At 64.0% G+C, this 15,987-nt stretch carries 15 protein-coding genes and 1 tRNA gene; 7 read left to right on the top strand and 9 right to left on the bottom strand.

Annotated elements, in window-relative coordinates:
* Positions 1 to 23: 23 nt before the first annotated feature.
* Together guaD and NCS00_RS04155 are read left to right on the top strand one after the other, a co-directional pair.
* Positions 24 to 1,352, top strand: coding sequence for a guanine deaminase (guaD, locus tag NCS00_RS04160; protein WP_034471346.1), 1,329 nt, complete (start codon positions 24 to 26; stop codon positions 1,350 to 1,352).
* Between the two features lie 149 nt (positions 1,353 to 1,501).
* Positions 1,502 to 1,936, top strand: a complete 435-nt coding sequence (locus NCS00_RS04155) for a hypothetical protein (RefSeq protein WP_008350894.1) — start codon at positions 1,502 to 1,504, stop codon at positions 1,934 to 1,936.
* Here the strand turns inward: NCS00_RS04155 and NCS00_RS04150 are convergent, their stop codons facing one another.
* From NCS00_RS04150 to NCS00_RS04115, 8 genes are all read right to left on the bottom strand, one after another.
* Positions 1,937 to 3,001 (bottom strand): 2-aminoethylphosphonate aminotransferase, encoded by a 1,065-nt coding sequence (locus NCS00_RS04150; RefSeq protein ID WP_250439294.1) that lies wholly within the window; start codon positions 2,999 to 3,001, stop codon positions 1,937 to 1,939.
* Entirely contained in the window at positions 3,001 to 4,158 is a 1,158-nt protein-coding gene (gene aepY, locus NCS00_RS04145; protein ID WP_250439292.1) for a phosphonopyruvate decarboxylase, read from the bottom strand. Before aepY ends, NCS00_RS04150 begins: the two co-directional genes overlap by 1 nt.
* Positions 4,151 to 5,848, bottom strand: coding sequence for a phosphoenolpyruvate mutase (gene aepX / locus NCS00_RS04140; protein WP_008350901.1), 1,698 nt, complete (start codon positions 5,846 to 5,848; stop codon positions 4,151 to 4,153). Before aepX ends, aepY begins: the two co-directional genes overlap by 8 nt.
* Positions 5,845 to 6,621, bottom strand: coding sequence for a phosphocholine cytidylyltransferase family protein (locus tag NCS00_RS04135; protein WP_008350902.1), 777 nt, complete (start codon positions 6,619 to 6,621; stop codon positions 5,845 to 5,847). Before NCS00_RS04135 ends, aepX begins: the two co-directional genes overlap by 4 nt.
* A gap of 24 nt (positions 6,622 to 6,645) precedes the next feature.
* Complete coding sequence (locus NCS00_RS04130; protein WP_008350904.1) at positions 6,646 to 7,662, bottom strand: flippase-like domain-containing protein; 1,017 nt, start codon at positions 7,660 to 7,662, stop codon at positions 6,646 to 6,648.
* On the bottom strand, positions 7,659 to 8,471 hold the full coding sequence (locus NCS00_RS04125; protein ID WP_008350907.1) for a HalD/BesD family halogenase: 813 nt from the start codon (positions 8,469 to 8,471) through the stop codon (positions 7,659 to 7,661). The genes NCS00_RS04130 and NCS00_RS04125 overlap by 4 nt, the downstream gene beginning before the upstream one ends.
* Positions 8,468 to 9,166 carry a CDP-alcohol phosphatidyltransferase family protein gene (locus NCS00_RS04120; RefSeq protein WP_175981768.1) on the bottom strand — a complete coding sequence of 233 codons (699 nt, stop codon included), beginning with the start codon at positions 9,164 to 9,166 and terminating at the stop codon, positions 8,468 to 8,470. The genes NCS00_RS04125 and NCS00_RS04120 overlap by 4 nt, the downstream gene beginning before the upstream one ends.
* 187 nt (positions 9,167 to 9,353) lie before the next feature.
* Positions 9,354 to 10,073, bottom strand: coding sequence for a DUF4136 domain-containing protein (locus NCS00_RS04115; RefSeq protein ID WP_250439267.1), 720 nt, complete (start codon positions 10,071 to 10,073; stop codon positions 9,354 to 9,356).
* A gap of 223 nt (positions 10,074 to 10,296) precedes the next feature.
* Between NCS00_RS04115 and pepN the strand changes: the two genes are divergently transcribed.
* The 3 genes from pepN to NCS00_RS04100 all read left to right on the top strand — a co-directional run bounded on the left by pepN (position 10,297) and on the right by NCS00_RS04100 (position 14,370).
* The gene (gene pepN / locus NCS00_RS04110) at positions 10,297 to 13,014 is read left to right on the top strand and encodes an aminopeptidase N (RefSeq protein WP_034471352.1); all 2,718 of its coding nucleotides are present in this window, start codon (positions 10,297 to 10,299) and stop codon (positions 13,012 to 13,014) included.
* A gap of 165 nt (positions 13,015 to 13,179) precedes the next feature.
* The gene (locus NCS00_RS04105) at positions 13,180 to 14,199 is read left to right on the top strand and encodes a class 1 fructose-bisphosphatase (RefSeq protein ID WP_008350914.1); all 1,020 of its coding nucleotides are present in this window, start codon (positions 13,180 to 13,182) and stop codon (positions 14,197 to 14,199) included.
* A gap of 95 nt (positions 14,200 to 14,294) precedes the next feature.
* Positions 14,295 to 14,370 (top strand) — tRNA-Thr (locus NCS00_RS04100).
* A 370-nt stretch (positions 14,371 to 14,740) separates the two neighbouring features.
* Here NCS00_RS04100 and NCS00_RS04095 read toward each other — a convergent pair.
* Positions 14,741 to 14,995, bottom strand: a complete 255-nt coding sequence (locus NCS00_RS04095; RefSeq protein WP_250439265.1) for a hypothetical protein — start codon at positions 14,993 to 14,995, stop codon at positions 14,741 to 14,743.
* Here NCS00_RS04095 and NCS00_RS04090 point away from each other — a divergent pair.
* A complete protein-coding gene (locus NCS00_RS04090; RefSeq protein WP_008350916.1) occupies positions 14,994 to 15,143 on the top strand; it encodes a hypothetical protein in 150 nt (49 codons plus the stop codon). The genes NCS00_RS04095 and NCS00_RS04090 overlap by 2 nt on opposite strands.
* A gap of 234 nt (positions 15,144 to 15,377) precedes the next feature.
* Positions 15,378 to 15,980, top strand: coding sequence for a chorismate mutase (locus NCS00_RS04085; protein WP_250439263.1), 603 nt, complete (start codon positions 15,378 to 15,380; stop codon positions 15,978 to 15,980).
* The last annotated feature ends 7 nt before the right edge of the window (positions 15,981 to 15,987 follow it).

Raw genomic sequence — 15,987 nt, 5'->3', positions numbered from 1 at the left:
ATCAGATACGGAGACGTTGCACCATGACTCAGACCGCCTACCGCGCCCAATTGCTGACCTTTCGCGAGGACCCCGCGCATGCCGCCGACGGCGCGGTGTACGAGGCCGATGGCCTCCTCGTCGTCGATGACGGCAAAGTGGTCGCGGCAGGCGCGTATGCGTCGCTGCGCGACACGCTCGCCGCCGACGCGACCGTCCACACGATGCGCGACAAGCTGATCGTGCCGGGTTTCATCGACTCGCACATCCACTATCCGCAGACGGACATGATCGCGTCGCCCGCGCCGGGCCTTTTGCCGTGGCTCAACACGTACACGTTTCCGACCGAGCGCGGCTTCGAGAATCCCGCCGTGGCGCGCGAGACGGCGAGCTTTTTCATCGACGAGCTGCTCGCGTGCGGCACGACGACCGCGCTCGTCTACTGCACGGTTCACAAGCAATCCGCCGATGCGTTCTTCACTGAAAGCGAAGCGCGCGGCACGCGCATGATCGCGGGCAAGGTGCTGATGGACCGCAACTGCCCCGAGTTTCTGCGCGACACGGCGCAATCCGGCTACGACGACAGCGCCGAACTCATCGCGCGCTGGCACGGGCGCGGCCGTCAGCAGTACGCGCTGACGCCGCGTTTCGCGCCGACATCGACAGAAGCGCAGCTCGAAGCATGCGGCGTGCTCGCGCAGAAGCACAACGACGTGTTCATCCAGACGCACGTCGCGGAAAACACCGACGAGATCAAATGGGTCGAGAGCCTGTTTCCGGGACATCGCAGCTATCTCGACATTTACGATCACTACGGCTTGCTGCGTCGCCGCGCGGTGTACGGCCACTGCATCCATCTCGACGACAAGGACCGCGCGCGCATGGCGGAAACGGGCTCGGTTGCATCGCACTGCCCGACTTCGAACCTCTTCCTCGGCAGCGGCTTGTTTGATTTCGAGAAAGCTGGCGAGTCAAACATGCCGGTCGCGCTCGCGACGGATGTCGGCGGCGGCACGTCCTTCTCCATGCTTCAGACGATGGGCGCCGCGCACAAGATCGCGCGTCTCACCGGCCATCATCTGACCGCGACGCGCATGTTCTGGCTCGCGACGACAGGCGCCGCGCAAGTGCTCGAACTCGACGACAGGATCGGCACGCTCGCGCCCGGCAGCGAGGCGGATTTCGTCGTGCTCGATCCGAACTCGACGCCGCTGCTCGCGCGCCGGACGTCGCGCACCGAATCACTGGAAGAACTGCTGTTCGCGTTCGCGCTGCTCGGCGACGATCGCGCGGTCTTCGAGACCTACGCGGCCGGCAAGCGCGTGCACGCGCGCGACACGCGCAACACGGCGAAGCTGGAACTGGCGGCCTGACGCGTTCAGGAATCCGCGCAACCGACGCCCTTCCTTCGAAGGGCGTTTTTGTATGTAGCGTCACGCAAACCGCGACGATCCACTCGACGGAATGAGCACTTTTGTTGCAATCTCGTTAAAGTGCTGGCTGTTACGTTCGCTGCTTCGCCATGATCGCTGCCCGACTCGTTCGCTTTGTTCTGCCGATGACGCTCGCGTCGCTGGCCGCGCTCGCCCACGCGGAAGCGCTCGATGCGCAACTCGATTGCAAGTCGACGCCGCACGCTTTCATCGCGCCGCTGCAAGAAAACAATCTGCTGGAAAAGAAGCCGATGCGCGTCGAGCCGAACTCGATCAACGCGTTCCGCGCGGCGAAAGGCGCGACGCTGACGGCATATGGATTCAAGGTCTACGCGCTGGTGGCGTATCAGAAGGACGATCCGCTCTTCAGGCAGGGCAAGGGCGAGCCGATCGGGGATGCGGCATACGGCGCGGTCGTCTGGGGCGGCGACGCCGAAGTCGAGCAGAAAGTGCGCGCGGCGGGCAGCGACGCGGTCGTGCGCCACGTCGCGCCCTTCATCACGGCGATTTTCTGCAAGCTGTAATCAGCGCAGCAGCGTCACGAACGACGAAATCAGGCGATCCATGTCGTTCGCGTCGAGCGCGCCCATCGTCGAGATGCGGAACAGTTCCTTCGACAGGCCGCCCTGCCCCGCATAAATCACGAAGCCCTTCGCCTTGAGCGCGTCGTGCAGCGTTTCATACGTGACGCCCTTCGGCAGCCGATACGCACGCAACACCACCGACGACTCTTCCGGCGGCAACGCGCTCTCGATGCCGAGCGCAGCCAGCCCCGCGCGCACCTGTTCGGCGAGCTTCGCGTAACGCTGATGCCGCGCGCGCCAGCCGCCTTCTTCCTCGAACTCGCGCAGCGCCTCGACGAGCGCGTAATACGCATGCACCGACGGCGTGAACGGCGTGTTGCGCTCGTCCTGCAGCTTCGCGAGGCGCGCGATGCCGAGGTAATAGTTGCGGCTCGCGGCCTGCGCCAGCGCATCGCGACGCGCGATGACGAACGCCGCGCCCGGCACGCCGTGCAGGCACTTGTTCGCGGTCGCGGCAATCGCGGCGATGCCGCCGCCCGCGAAATCGATCGCTTCGGCGCCGAAGCTGCTCACCGCGTCGAGCAACAGACCGACGCCGCGTTCCTTGCACGCGCGCGAAAGCTGATCGATCGCGTTCAGGCGGCCGGTCGTCGTTTCGTGATGAATGATCGCGACATTGCTGAACTTCTTCGTGTCGAGCAGGCCGACGATCGCGTCGATGTCCGGCGCCTGCATCCACTCGTATTTGACGACCTCGTGATCGATCCCGTACTGCTTCGCGATCTGCGCGATGCGATCGCCATACACGCCGTTTTCCACGATGAGCAGCCGCCCGCCCTCCGGCACGAGCCCGGCGATCATGCTTTCGACCGCTGCGGTGCCCGAACCGGTCATCAGCACGGCGCTCCACACGGCCGGATCGAGCGCGTAAGCGGCGACGAGACGCTCGCGCGCTTCGTCCTGCAGATCGAAGAACTCCGGCTCGCGATGGCACAAGTCGGTTTGCAGCAGGCTCTTGCGCACGCGTTCGCTCAGCGTGACAGGGCCCGGATTGAGCAGCAGCATCAACGGCCTCCTATGTGTTGTTGCAGACGCGCGCGTACATCCTCGGGCGTGATTTTCGGACGAGGCAAGTCGGCGGGCGTGCCGATTCTGATCGACAGCCGCGCGAAACGCACGCCGCCGACATCCTTCGCTTCGAAGAGACGATCGATCACGCCGATGTCGTCGCCGTCGAGCGCGAGCGCATAGCCGCACGCCGATGCGATCGACGCGAAATCGACTTCGCGCGACACCGTCGCCTGGCCGCCGGTCGATTCGTGCGCGCCGTTGTCGAGCAGCAGGTGAACGAGATTCGACGGGCCGTATGCGCCGAGCGTCGCGAACGCGCCCATCCGCATGAGCGCGGCGCCGTCGCCATCGAGCGCGACGACGGTCAGATCCGGACGCGAGAGCGCGAGGCCGAGCGCCATCGGCGTGACGCAGCCCATCGAGCCGACGAGATAGAGCTGATTCTCGCGGTCGTCGATCGCGTACAGCTCACGTCCGCAAAAACCGGTCGATGCGAGCACGACCGTCGCATCCTTCGGCGTCTTCGCGACGACCTTTTGCAGCGCGTCGTGGCGCGTCACGCGCTCGCCTTCGAAGCGCTGCACGCTCGCAGGATTCGCATTGACGCGCACGCCGGACAAGCCGGTTTTCTTCAGCTCGTAAGGCGCGACGCTGCCCTTTTGCATCACGAGCGCGTACGGCCGGCCCGTGCGGTCCATGTAGTCGGTCGCGCGATCGAGCGCCGGGCCGATCTCGCCGGCTTCCGTGGGGAACAGCTCCCACGGGATTTCCATCGTCTCGAGCATCTGCGGCGTGATGGGGCCCATCAGCGCGTGCTGCGGCTCGTCGTGGACGCCCGGCTGGCCGCGCCACGTGACGATCAGCAATTGCGGCAGACGGAAGGTCCACGTGAGCGACGTCAGCGGGCTTACGGCATTGCCGAGACCGGAGTTCTGCATCATCGCGATGCCGCGACGCTTCTTCCCGCCGCCCAACGCGACGCCGGCGATCAGCGCGACCGCGTCGCCTTCGTTCGCCGCCGACACGTAATGCAGCGATTCGTCCTGCAACACGTAGTTGATGAACGGAGTCAGAAACGAGCACGGCACGCCTGCATACCAGTCGAAGCCTCGCTCGCGCGCCGCCTCGACAAACTGGGCGGCCTCAATCACGCGCGTTCTCCGTGCTTTCCGAGCCGATCGGCGTCTGACCGTGCGCGAAATCGCCCGCGCGACGGAAATCGTCGAGATCGTTCACGCCGCGCCAGTGGCCGTGCACGTATTGCACTTCGATTTTCTGGCCATCGGCGATCAGCGCGTTGAGAAGCGCGGCCGTGTCGAGCGTGTCGAAATCGGCGCGTTGCTGCAGCGTGCCGAGCGTTGCGAGCAGGCGTTCGCGCGCAGCGGCGCGCACCTTGACGAGGCCCATCCAGCGGCCTTGCGGCGCGCGTCCATCGGCGATCGTCTGGCCCGCGCCGACCACGCTTTCGAGCCACACTTTCTGGCCGAAGAGCGCGCGGTCGTCAGCGGTCGAGCAGTACGCGAAATCGGTTGCTGCCGCGCCCGCCTGTAGCGTCTGCGACGAATCGACGACCACGCAGAAGTCGCTGTCCGACTCGACCAGATCGCGCAGGATGTAGCTGCGGAACAGCAGGTCGCCGTAGGAAATCACAGTGTCGCCGTTCATGTGCTGGACGGCGCACGCGAGCGACGCAAGTTCGCCCGTGCTTTCGTGCTTCTCGTTGACGACGAGGCGGATGCCGCCCTTCTCGATCGCATCGGCGCGATATCCGCCGACCACGGTGATGTCGTTGATGCTTTCCTTCTTGAACGCCTCGACGAGATGGCGCAGCAGCGGCTTGCCGGCGACCGGCAGCATCACCTTCGGACGCGCTTCGGTCAGCGCTTCGAGGCCCGCGCCGCGGCTCGCGGCGAGCACGATCGCGCTGCGCTTCTCGTTGGCCGCGCTCAGGTAGATGTTCTCGGCGGCGGAATATTCGTCCGCGTCCTGCAGACGGAAAATCTCGTTCACCGACGCGATGCGGTCCTCGACGTTGACGAGCGTCTCGCTGTCGTGGATTTCCTTCGCGATCGCCTGCATCGCCGAAACCGCGCCGCGAATCAGATGATTCGCCCAGATCACGCAGCTGATGCCCGCCTGACGGAACGCATCGGTGGGCGTGCTGTAGTACTTCGTCGGCACGATGACGAGCGGACCGCGCCCCGCCCATTCGCGCGCGAACGTGAGGATTTCGTCGGGCTTCGAGAGCTTGCTGTGGATGAGAATCGCATCCGCGCCCGCCTGGCGATACGCTTCGGCGCGCTTCAACGCCTCTTCCATGCCCCAGCCGGCGATCAGCGCTTCCACGCGCGCGACGATCGAAAAATTCGGATCGCTTTGCGAATCCTTGCCCGCCTTGATCTTGCCGCAGAACTCGTCGATATCCGCGAGCGGCTGCGCTTCGCCGTTGATGAAGCTGTTGGTCTTCGGAAACTGCTTGTCCTCGATGCACACGCCCGCGATGCCGCGTTGCTCGAGCTTGCGCACGAGACGCCGCACGTTGTTGAAGTTGCCGTAGCCGGTATCGCCGTCGAGCAGGATCGGCAGATCGCTTGCGTCGGCCATGAATTCGAGGTTGTCGACGACCTGCGTCCAGCTCGCTTCGTTGTTGTCGCGCACGCCGAATTGCGCGGAGATCGACAGGCCCGAGCCCCAGATCGCCTTGAAGCCGGCTTCCTTCGCGATGCGCGCCGAAATGCCGTTGTGCGCTTCCATCAGGAATTCGAGGCGGTTGCTTTGCAGCATTTCGCGCAGGCGCAGCGTGCGCGAGTAGCCAACCGGGATTTGCGTGGGTGCGTTCATTGTTGCGAGGCTCCTGCAAACTGACGCAGCGCGTTGAGCGACGGCAACACTTCGTCCGCGGCGCGCTTCACGTCGTTCTGAAAATCGATTTCGATCCACGGCGCGCCGGTCACATCGGCGATATCGAACGCGTGGGACTTTTCCAGCAACAGGTCGCGCACCGCTTCTTCGTGCGGCATCTTCGCGCGGCCCGTCGCGACATAATCGGCGCAGATTTCGGCGAGGCGCGTGGCCGTCGCGTGATCGAAGCGGAAGAAGCCGACAGATTCGCCGATCGTGTCGTACTTCAGCCCCGCCGCGACCTGCTTGCGCAGTTCGACCGGCACGCCGTTCTCGACGCACAGCTTCACCGGCTCGTCGCCGGCTTCGAAATCGCGATCGATCAGCAGACGATTCAACGAGCCGCCCGCGACGAGCGGCTCGAAGATGCGTTCGTCGTAGAGCACGTCGGCGTCCATCAGAAGGACGTCGCCGCCGCGCGTCATCGCGTCGCGCGCGGTGTGCACGGACAGCACGCTGCCGAGCGTGAATTCGTCGTTGACGACGATTTCCGTCTTCGGCTTCCAGTCGATCGCCGCAAGCTCCGCCTCGATCTGCTCGCTCTTGAAGCCGGTCACGAAGACGACTTCATCGACGTTCGCGGCTTTCAAAAAGTGCAGATGACGTTCGAGCAACGATGCATCACCAAAGCGCAGCAGACACTTCGGCTTTTGCTGGCCTTCGGGCTGAACGAGGCGCAAGCCCATCCCGGCCGCAAGAATAATTGCGCGCATGCTTGTGTTCCCTTCGTGGGTGGGTCAGTCGATATCCGGCACGCGCGCGAGACGGCGGCGCTGCCAGCCTTTTTCAACGAAATGCAGATAGACGATGCCCGGCACGCCGAGCAGCAGTTCGCGCGCGCGCTTCGCAAGCGACAGCGCGAGCGCCGCTTCCGGCGGCAAGCCGACCAGACGCGCAAGCAGCAGATAGCCGCCTTCCTGCACGCCGAGCGAGCCGGGAATGGCGAAGGCCGCGCCGCGAATCGCCTGGCCGAGACTTTCGAGCAGCAACGCTTCCGCCCAGCCGACCGGATGGCCGAGCAGATGCAGCGCAAGCCACACTTCGCCCGTGCCGACGATCCAGCCGACGAGACTCAGCCCGAAGCTCGCCGCGACCTTGCCGCGCTCGCGATACATCTCGTGGACGGCGGCGTCGACGGCTTCGGCGCGCGTGACGAGCGACGACCAGTCGCGCTTCGCCGAGAACTTCGCGGCGATGCCGGACGCAAAGCGCATCGCGCGGCCGAAGAGACCGCGCCGCTGCGCGAGATAGAAACCGAAGATCATCAGACCGATCACGCCGATCACCGCGAGCACGGCGATCGTGACCGTCGATGACGAGCCGCCCGCCGCATAGCCTGTCAGCAGCACGACGCCGATCAGCGCGAAGATCAGTTGCGCGACGGTCTGCATCGTCGTGCTGACGGTGATGACGGCGGCCGCGTCGCGCGCGCGCATGCCGCGCTGCGCGAGATAGCGGACCATCAGCATCGGCCCGCCGATCTGGCCCGCGGGCATCAGGCTATTGACCGATTCGCCGGCCCAGCGCGCGAGCAAGGCGTCGCGCAGGGACACGTCGCGTTCCTTGCTGGAGAAGAGCACGCTGATCGCGCCGGCATCGACGACGAGCGGCACGAAGTGAAACGCCGCGACCGCGATCAATCCCCAGCCCGCCGCGGCCAGCGTCGATGCAACCGAACCGAAGCCTTGCCAGCCGAGCAGCGCGATGAACAGCACCACGCCGACCGACAGCAGGAATGTGCCCGCGCGGCTCATGCCTGTCCGTTCTTGCCGCCCTTGCGGCGAAAGACCTGCCTGAATCCGAAATACGCGATCGAGTCTTTCATGTTCGAGATGAAGCGCTGAAACGGACGCATATTCGGGTTCGTCACGTACTCGAACGTGAGCGACACGCGCATCTCGTTTTCGCCGAGCGGCGTGACGCGATGGCGCAGCTTGTCGCCGTCGAAAAACACGAACGCGCCGGGCGGATATTGCACGGAGCCCGGCTGATCGGGAACCGCCGGATTCTTCGTGTGCAGTTCGTAATCGAGCTTGCAGGACGAATCGTCGATCACGCCGAGCAGGAGCGTGTAGCGGCGGCCATCGTAATACGACGTGTCGTAATGCCAGCCGATGTGGTCGCCGGGCTTCGTGTAAAAGTAAAGCGCGTAGGCGTGAGGATCGTCCTCCGGCGAGAGTTGCAGCTTGTCGCCGGTGATCGATTCCAGCCACTTGATGAGCGCTTCCGATCGATACAGGTCGGCGATGAACGGCGCGAGCTTGTCGAGCGTGTGACGGCTCACGCTGCCGCCCGCCTTGTGCCCCGGCAGATAGTTGCGGTTCACGGACGGCATCACGTCGTGCACGGCGGCGATCAGCCGCTCGGTGTAGTCGCGCGGCAGGAAGTCTTCGATATAGAGAAACGAGCCTTGCTGGCCGTACTCGTCGCGCAGCTTCGGCGTCTGCAGCGCGGCGAGGCGCGCGTTCATCGTCGAATCGATATCGCGCTTCGACGGGCGCGCGGTCGTCGCCGTCTGCGCCGGTTGTGTCAGCGTGCTCTCCGGAGTTGCCGTATCGCTCATCTCACCGCCTGGAAATCTTTGTCGTCTTTTGCACGTGTGGCCTGCGCGCGGCGTTTCGTCTGCGCGACGACGCGCTGATAGTCCACCGCCACATAAATGGCGAAGAGCGGCGCGCCGATCGCCGCGGCGATCAGAAACGGCGTCATGCCGTTCAGAATGGTCACGAGCGGAAGCAGATACAGCACGTCTTCCGTTTCGAATCCGGCCAACGACGCCTGTTTCGTGCCCGACTTGCCGATCATTGATTCGATACGCATGCGCAGGAAAAAGATCAGCGCAACCGCCACGCCCGCCATGCCGCCGAGCCATTGGGCGGGCACGATCATCGACGGATGATGCACGGCCACGTAAAACCCGATGCCGAGGAACAGCAGCACCGTCACGAGCGCATCGCACGCGAGATCGTAGAAATGGCCGATCTTGCTCGACTGGCCGCTGATGCGCGCGAGTTCGCCGTCGGTGTGATCGACGAAATTCGACAGCGCGATGAGAAGCGCGCCGAGCGTGCACATCCAGAACTGGCCGAGCGACAGATACCACGCTCCGGCCAAGCCGATGGCGAGGCGCAGCGTGGTCAGATGGTTGGGCGTTACCGGCGTGCCGACGAGCGGCGTGACGAGACGGCGTGCGAGCCGCGCATCCCATGTGGTGGGCTCGGGAACGGCTTCAGGATTGGGCGGACACGATTTTGTCATCCCGGGAATATATCGCTAATTGACCGAAGCTGCATATATTGCGGCCCGGCGCCGCCGCGATATTTCCCTGTTTAGTCAAGGGCGGCGGGCGTGTTTGAAACATTTCCCGAAGCCGTAAAAGGCAATGCTCACTGCGCATGACGGCAAAAAATTCCGATGCCGTTTTCGCGTCGATGCGACGGCCCGATCAATCGACGGTTTTCGCTGCGGGCGCGGGTGCGACGCTGCGCTCGTTCGGTCCGGCCGACGCGGCCGTCTCGTTCGACATGCCGCCGCTCTTGTCCACCGGCAGCGTCACCGTTCTGACCGTGCCGTTACCGAGCGGAAAGTCCGCCAGCGCGCTGCGCACGAGATACGGCATCGCCTGATACAGCGACGGATCGCCCGTCGCGTTCACCGCCGTCACCTTGTACGTCTCGCGGCCGGTCTTGCGGTCGTTCATGCGGATCTGCAGCGCGTGGGTATAGACCGGATAGCTCTGATCGACGTAACCCGTCGCGCCCCACGAACCGTACGGCCCCCACCCGCCCCACGGTCCGCCCCAGTATGGGCCGGCGCCCCACGGACCGTACATCGGCCACGGATCGTAGTAGACCGGTTGACGCACGGTCACCATGTCGCCGCGAACCGAATAGGCGATCGCGATCTGATAGTTCGCGCTCGCCTCGGGCGCCTGACGGAAGTTGTACTTCGCGAGTTCGTTGGCGACGAGCGTCTCGTAGGTCGTCTGCTCGATGCTGTTCTGCTGCTCGCCCTTGCGCGTGAACGCGTAGGTGCGGGTCGCGTCGCTGCCGCTCCAGTCGGAGAATGCAGTGACCTGCGTCTGCACGTAGGTCGTGCAGCCGGCGAGCCACATCGCCGCCAGCATCAGCGGCCATGTGACGAGCGTCCTGATCGGGAATTTCATGGTCGTCCTCACTTCGTTCAGCACCCTTCTCCGTTATAGACAGCACCGCCTTGCGTCGCATGGCGGCGTCCTTGTTTTGTGGGGTCCACGACGCGTGGCGCCGCCCGATTCACGATCGCCGGGCGGCTTGTACAATGATTCGACCAGGCGCGCACGCGTTGGTGCGCTAAAAGCGCACGCGCGAGACGCCGGCGCCGTTCAATCCAAACATGAAGATCTTGCCATGTCTACCACGACCGCATCCGCTGTGATTCGCCGCCAGGACTACACGCCGCCCGCGTTCCTGATCGATTCCGTCGCGCTCGAATTCGACCTCGTGCCATCGCGCACGGTCGTGAAGAACACGATGAAGCTGCGGCGCAACCCCGACGCCCAAGGCGACGCATCGCGCCTCGAACTGATGGGCGAGCAGCTCGAATTCGTGAGCGCGGCGATCGACGGCGTCGCGCACGCGGATGTCCGCGTCAATGAAAACGGACTGTCCATCGGCAGTATTCCCGCGGATGCTTTCGAGCTTAGCATCGAGAGCATCTGCAATCCGGCCGAGAACACGACGCTCTCCGGACTTTACGTCTCCAGTGGCAACTTCTTCACGCAGTGCGAAGCCGAGGGCTTTCGGCGCATCACCTACTTCCTCGATCGCCCGGATGTGATGGCTACCTACACCGTCACGCTGCGCGCCGACAAGACCGCGTGTCCGGTGCTGCTGTCGAACGGCAATCTGATCGAGGAAGGCGATCTGCCCGATGGCCGCCACTTCGCCAAATGGGAAGATCCGTTCAAGAAGCCGAGTTATCTGTTCGCGCTCGTCGCGGGCAAGCTCGTGTGCATCGAGGAACGCATCGAATCGGGCTCGGGCAAGGAAAAGCTGCTGCAAGTCTGGGTCGAGCCGCACGATCTCGACAAGACCCGTCACGCGATGGATTCGCTCATCAACTCGATCCGCTGGGACGAGAAGCGCTTCGGCCTCGAGCTCGATCTGGACCGCTTCATGATCGTCGCGGTGAGCGACTTCAACATGGGCGCGATGGAGAACAAGGGCCTCAACATCTTCAATACGAAGTATGTGCTCGCAAACCCGGAAACCGCGACGGACACCGACTTCTCCAACATCGAGGCCGTGGTCGGCCACGAGTACTTCCATAACTGGACCGGCAATCGCGTGACCTGCCGCGACTGGTTCCAGTTGAGCCTGAAGGAAGGCCTGACCGTGTTTCGCGATCAGGAATTTTCCGCCGATATGGCCGCCGGCGACGTCGAGGGCGCGGCGAGCGCCGCCGCACGCGCGACCAAGCGCATCGAGGACGTGCGCGTGCTGCGTCAAATGCAGTTCGCCGAGGACGCCGGCCCGATGGCGCATCCGGTGCGCCCGGAAAGCTACGTCGAGATCAACAACTTCTACACGATGACCGTCTACGAAAAAGGCTCGGAAGTCGTGCGGATGTATCAGACGCTTTTCGGTCGCGACGGCTTCCGCCGCGGCATGGACCTGTATTTCAAGCGGTTCGACGGCCAGGCCGTGACCTGCGACGACTTCCGCCAGGCGCTCGCCGACGCGAATCATCGCGATCTCGCGCAATTCGAGCGCTGGTACAGCCAGGCGGGCACGCCGCGCGTGTCGGTGCGCGCAAATTACGACGCCGGGACGAAGCGCTACACGCTGACGCTCACGCAGGGTTACGGCGACGGGTCGGAAGCTGCGCGCGAAACGCAGAAGGGGCCGCTGCTGATTCCGTTCTCGGTCGGCCTGATCGGCCAGAACGGCGCGGACTTGCCGCTGCGCCTCGAAGGCGAGAAGGAACCGAACGGCACGACGCGCGTGCTCGAATTCACGGAGCGCGAGCAGTCGTTCACTTTCGTCGACGTGAACGAGGCGCCGCTGCCGTCGCTGCTGCGCAATTTCTCCGCGCCGGTGATCGTCGAATACGACTATACGAACGATGAACTCGCGTTCCTGCTCGCGCACGACAGCGATCCGTTCAACCGCTGGGAAGCCGGCCAGCGGCTCGCCACGCGCGAGTTGCTGGCGCTCGCCGAGCGCGCGGCCAAGGGCGAGGCGCTCGCCATCGACGATCAGGTGATCGCCGCGTTCGCCCGCGTGCTCGACGACACCACGCTCACGCCCGCCTTCCGCGAGCTCGCGCTGATGCTGCCGTCGGAGAGCTATCTGGCCGAGCAGATGACCGTGTCCGATCCCGCCGCCGTCCACGCTGCGCGCGTGTTCATGAGCCGCCGTCTCGCGTCGCAAATGCGCGACAAATGGCTCGCGACGTACGAAGCGAACCGCACGCCGGGCGAATATCGTCCGACGCCGGAAGACGCGGGCAAGCGCGGCCTGAAGAACCTCGCGCTCGCCTATCTCAGCCAGCTCGACGATCCGCGCGACGCCGTCAAGCTCGCGCAGGCGCAGTACGACGCCGCCAACAACATGACCGACCGCTCGGCGGCGCTTTCCGCGCTGCTGCTTGCGAGCGCGACCAAGGGCGCGGATGCGACCGTCGCGGACGCGGCGCTCGCGGACTTCTATCGCCGCTTCGAGAACGAGGCGCTCGTCATCGACAAGTGGTTCGCGCTTCAGGCGACGCAGCGCGGCGGCCCGGATCGCAAGGTGATCGAGATCGTGCGCAAGCTGATGCAGCATCCGGCGTTCAACATCAAGAATCCGAATCGCGCGCGCTCGCTGATCTTCAGCTTCTGCAGCGGCAATCCCGCGCAATTCCACGCCGCCGACGGCTCCGGCTACGCGTTCTGGGCCGAACAGGTGATCGCGCTCGACGCGCTCAATCCGCAGGTCGCGGCGCGGCTCGCACGCGGGCTCGAACTGTGGCGCCGCTTCACGCCGCAGTTGCGCGAGAAGATGCACGCGGCGTTGAGCGACGTCGCCGCGAAGGCGAAATCGCGCGACGTTCGCGAGGTCGTCGAAAAGGCGCTCGCTGCTTAAGCGCTGTTTCGTCGGGAGTTTTTGGTGTTTAGCGGCCGCCGCGCGAGAACCTCGCGCGGCGGCCGTTCTCGCTTATGGCGGATGCAGGCGGTCGCTGTCACATGGAGCGGCCGGGTCGAGCGGTTAGAATCGTGAATATTCGTCTAACGCTCACGGAGCCTAAGCATGTCCTCCATTTCCAGCCGCACCACGCTCTCGAAGTATCTGATCGAGCAGCAGCGTGAACATCAGAACCTGCCTGCCGACTTGCGTCTGTTGATCGAAGTCGTCGCGCGTGCCTGCAAGCAGATCAGCTATCACGTCAGCAAGGGCGCCCTAGGCGAGGCGCTCGGCTCGGCAGGCAGCGAGAACGTCCAGGGCGAAGTGCAGAAGAAGCTCGACGTGCTTTCGAACGAAATCCTGCTCGAAGCCAACGAATGGGGCGGCAATCTGGCCGCGATGGCATCGGAAGAAATGGAAAAGATCTTCCCGATTCCGAATCGCTACCCGAAGGGCAACTATCTGCTGACGTTCGATCCGCTCGACGGCTCATCGAACATCGACGTGAACGTGTCGATCGGCACGATCTTTTCGGTGCTGCGTTGCCCGGACGGCGCCGATCCGAGCGAAGCGGCGTTCATGCAGCCGGGTTCGCAGCAGGTCGCGGCGGGCTATGCGGTGTACGGTCCGCAAACCGTCCTCGTGTTGACGACCGGCCACGGCGTGAACTGCTTCACGCTCGATCGCGAGCTCGGCTCTTGGGTGCTCACGCAGCGCGACATGAAAATCCCCGTCGAGACCCGCGAATACGCGATCAACGCGTCGAACAGCCGTCACTGGTATGAGCCGGTGCAGCGCTACATCGGCGAGCTGAACGACGGCAAGGACGGCCCGCGCAAGGAAGACTTCAACATGCGCTGGATCGCATCGATGGTCGCGGACGTGCATCGCATTCTGAATCGCGGCGGCATCTTCATGTATCCGGCCGACAAGCGCGATCCGTCGAAGCCCGGCAAGCTGCGTCTGATGTACGAGGCTAACCCGATGTCGTTCATCGTCGAGCAGGCGGGCGGCGCCGCGACCAACGGCGAACAGCGCATCCTCGATATCGTTCCGACGAGCCTGCATCAGCGCGTCGCCGTGTTCCTCGGCTCGAAGAGCGAGGTCGATCGCGTGACGCGCTACCACGTCGAAAAGAAAAATTGATCTAAGGTATTGCCAAAGCCAGAAAGGCTCTGCATAATCTCACTTCTTCGTTGCTGACGAACTAAACGAACGCAAAAAACGAAGAAAAATTCGGAGCCGGAATAGCTCAGACGGTAGAGCAGCGCATTCGTAATGCGAAGGTCGGGGGTTCGATTCCTCTTTCCGGCACCACAAGAATTCAGGCAGTTCTAAAAACCCGCGATCACGCATGTGTCGCGGGTTTTTGCTTTTTGCGCCGCGTTTCTCGAAACCCCCGCAATCTTTCGCACTTTCGCAACGATCGCCATCGCGACACACAGGTTTGCGATTCGAACCGAAAATCGGCTTCAGCGATTTCACATTCGGCAGCACCCGCGCGCCTGATTCGTCTTATATGTGCGCTTTCGTACAACAACGAGCCATTTTCCGCTGCGCACCATGAAGCGTCAACGCTGGTTTCCCGGTATCGTTATATCCATAGAGGAAAAGCTACAGTTTAAGTACGCGCTGATGCCTTTCGGGGTAGAGCCCAAGCTGGATGCGGCTCGCGGGGCGGCAGTCGCTAGGCGATAAAACGTAGTTTTTGCAGCAACGAATACAGCGGCCGGCAATCAATTACCGAAGCGATTCCGGTCCCGACACGAACGATCATGCGTTGTTGATGAAACGCGCCGATTCGGCTCAAGCAGAAGCGGTGGCGATCCGATAACGCATCTATGGAAGGAACCGTAATCGGCAATTCGGCTGCATGCGGCGGCGCAATAGCCGCATCGACCGTGTTAGCGCAATTGTTGTAGTCATTCAGGAGAGAAATCATGGACGCAAAACCGACGAAAATCCCGACGCCCGACAAGGTGCTTTGTCCGGATCCGGAACCGGTTGGCGTCGAGTTTCTCGCGACGGAGCTGCCCGAGCATGTGCGCGCGTTCTTCGACGAACAGCGCGACTCGGCGCAGTCGAAGTAGGCGGACCCGCTGGATCACGCCGTCGTCGTGAGAACGACGCCCGCCGCGCGCGGCGCACTCGGATCATCCGGTCCGCACATGGCTCACGCCAGGACGCGTCGCGCCTCTCGTTCATGACCGCATCGGGGCGGGTCGTGCGCTACGGCTCGCCTCGTGAAATCCCCTCCGCCAGTTGGCTGCCGTCGTTCCCGTTTGACCGCGGTGCGCTATTCTGGCGCTTTTGCCCGGATACCGATGCGCCGCCGATCGCCCCCTTCTCTCCTCGCCTCCGCCGCGTTCGCCTGTGCGCTTGCGTTCGCCGCGCCCTCTTCCGTGCATGCAGACGGCGACGACACTCCGTTCACCAACCTCATCGCCCTCGTCTCCCAACGGCTCGCACTCGCGGAGCCGGTCGCGCGCTGGAAGTGGGCGCATCACGAGCCGATCACCGATGCGCCGCGCGAAGAAAGGTTGCTCAAGCACGTCGAGGAAAAGGCCGGCGCCGCGCAGGTCGATCCCGAATTCGCGCGTCAGTTCTTTCGCGATCAGATCGAAGCCAGCAAGGATGTGCAGAACGCGCTCTTCGCGAACTGGCGCGCGCTGAAAGCTGCGCCGGAAGAAGCGCCGCCCGATCTCGCCAAGGACACGCGTCCGAAGCTCGATCGGCTGACGCAGTCGCTCGTCTCGGCGCTCGCGCATGTCGAGCCGATCCGCCATGCCGAAGACTGCCCAGTGCGGCTCGCGGAAAGCGTCGCGCGATGGAAGCATCTGACGCGCTACAACTCGTCGATGAACGCGCCGCTCATGCGCGCGCTGTCGCACGTCTGCGCGTCGGGCGGCGTGGGCGCGGTCGGGTGACGGCGCG

The organism is Caballeronia sp. AZ1_KS37 (assembly GCF_023631165.1).
Taxonomy (GTDB): Bacteria; Pseudomonadota; Gammaproteobacteria; order Burkholderiales; family Burkholderiaceae; genus Caballeronia; species Caballeronia zhejiangensis.
This window is presented reverse-complemented; position numbering and strand designations above follow the sequence as displayed.

Bases quoted from the DNA above. Each gene is read 5' to 3' on its own strand.
- NCS00_RS04105 (WP_008350914.1), top strand. From the start codon at position 13,180: ATGTCCTCCATTTCCAGCCGCACCACGCTCTCGAAGTATCTGATCGAG.
- NCS00_RS04150 (WP_250439294.1), bottom strand. From the start codon at position 3,001: ATGCTGCTGCTCAATCCGGGCCCTGTCACGCTGAGCGAACGCGTGCGC.
- NCS00_RS04090 (WP_008350916.1), top strand. From the start codon at position 14,994: ATGGACGCAAAACCGACGAAAATCCCGACGCCCGACAAGGTGCTTTGT.
- NCS00_RS04135 (WP_008350902.1), bottom strand. From the start codon at position 6,621: ATGCGCGCAATTATTCTTGCGGCCGGGATGGGCTTGCGCCTCGTTCAG.
- NCS00_RS04155 (WP_008350894.1), top strand. From the start codon at position 1,502: ATGATCGCTGCCCGACTCGTTCGCTTTGTTCTGCCGATGACGCTCGCG.
- NCS00_RS04120 (WP_175981768.1), bottom strand. From the start codon at position 9,166: ATGACAAAATCGTGTCCGCCCAATCCTGAAGCCGTTCCCGAGCCCACC.
- NCS00_RS04085 (WP_250439263.1), top strand. From the start codon at position 15,378: ATGCGCCGCCGATCGCCCCCTTCTCTCCTCGCCTCCGCCGCGTTCGCC.
- NCS00_RS04125 (WP_008350907.1), bottom strand. From the start codon at position 8,471: ATGAGCGATACGGCAACTCCGGAGAGCACGCTGACACAACCGGCGCAG.
- pepN (WP_034471352.1), top strand. From the start codon at position 10,297: ATGTCTACCACGACCGCATCCGCTGTGATTCGCCGCCAGGACTACACG.
- aepX (WP_008350901.1), bottom strand. From the start codon at position 5,848: ATGAACGCACCCACGCAAATCCCGGTTGGCTACTCGCGCACGCTGCGC.
- NCS00_RS04130 (WP_008350904.1), bottom strand. From the start codon at position 7,662: ATGAGCCGCGCGGGCACATTCCTGCTGTCGGTCGGCGTGGTGCTGTTC.
- guaD (WP_034471346.1), top strand. From the start codon at position 24: ATGACTCAGACCGCCTACCGCGCCCAATTGCTGACCTTTCGCGAGGAC.
- NCS00_RS04095 (WP_250439265.1), bottom strand. From the start codon at position 14,995: ATGATTTCTCTCCTGAATGACTACAACAATTGCGCTAACACGGTCGAT.
- NCS00_RS04115 (WP_250439267.1), bottom strand. From the start codon at position 10,073: ATGAAATTCCCGATCAGGACGCTCGTCACATGGCCGCTGATGCTGGCG.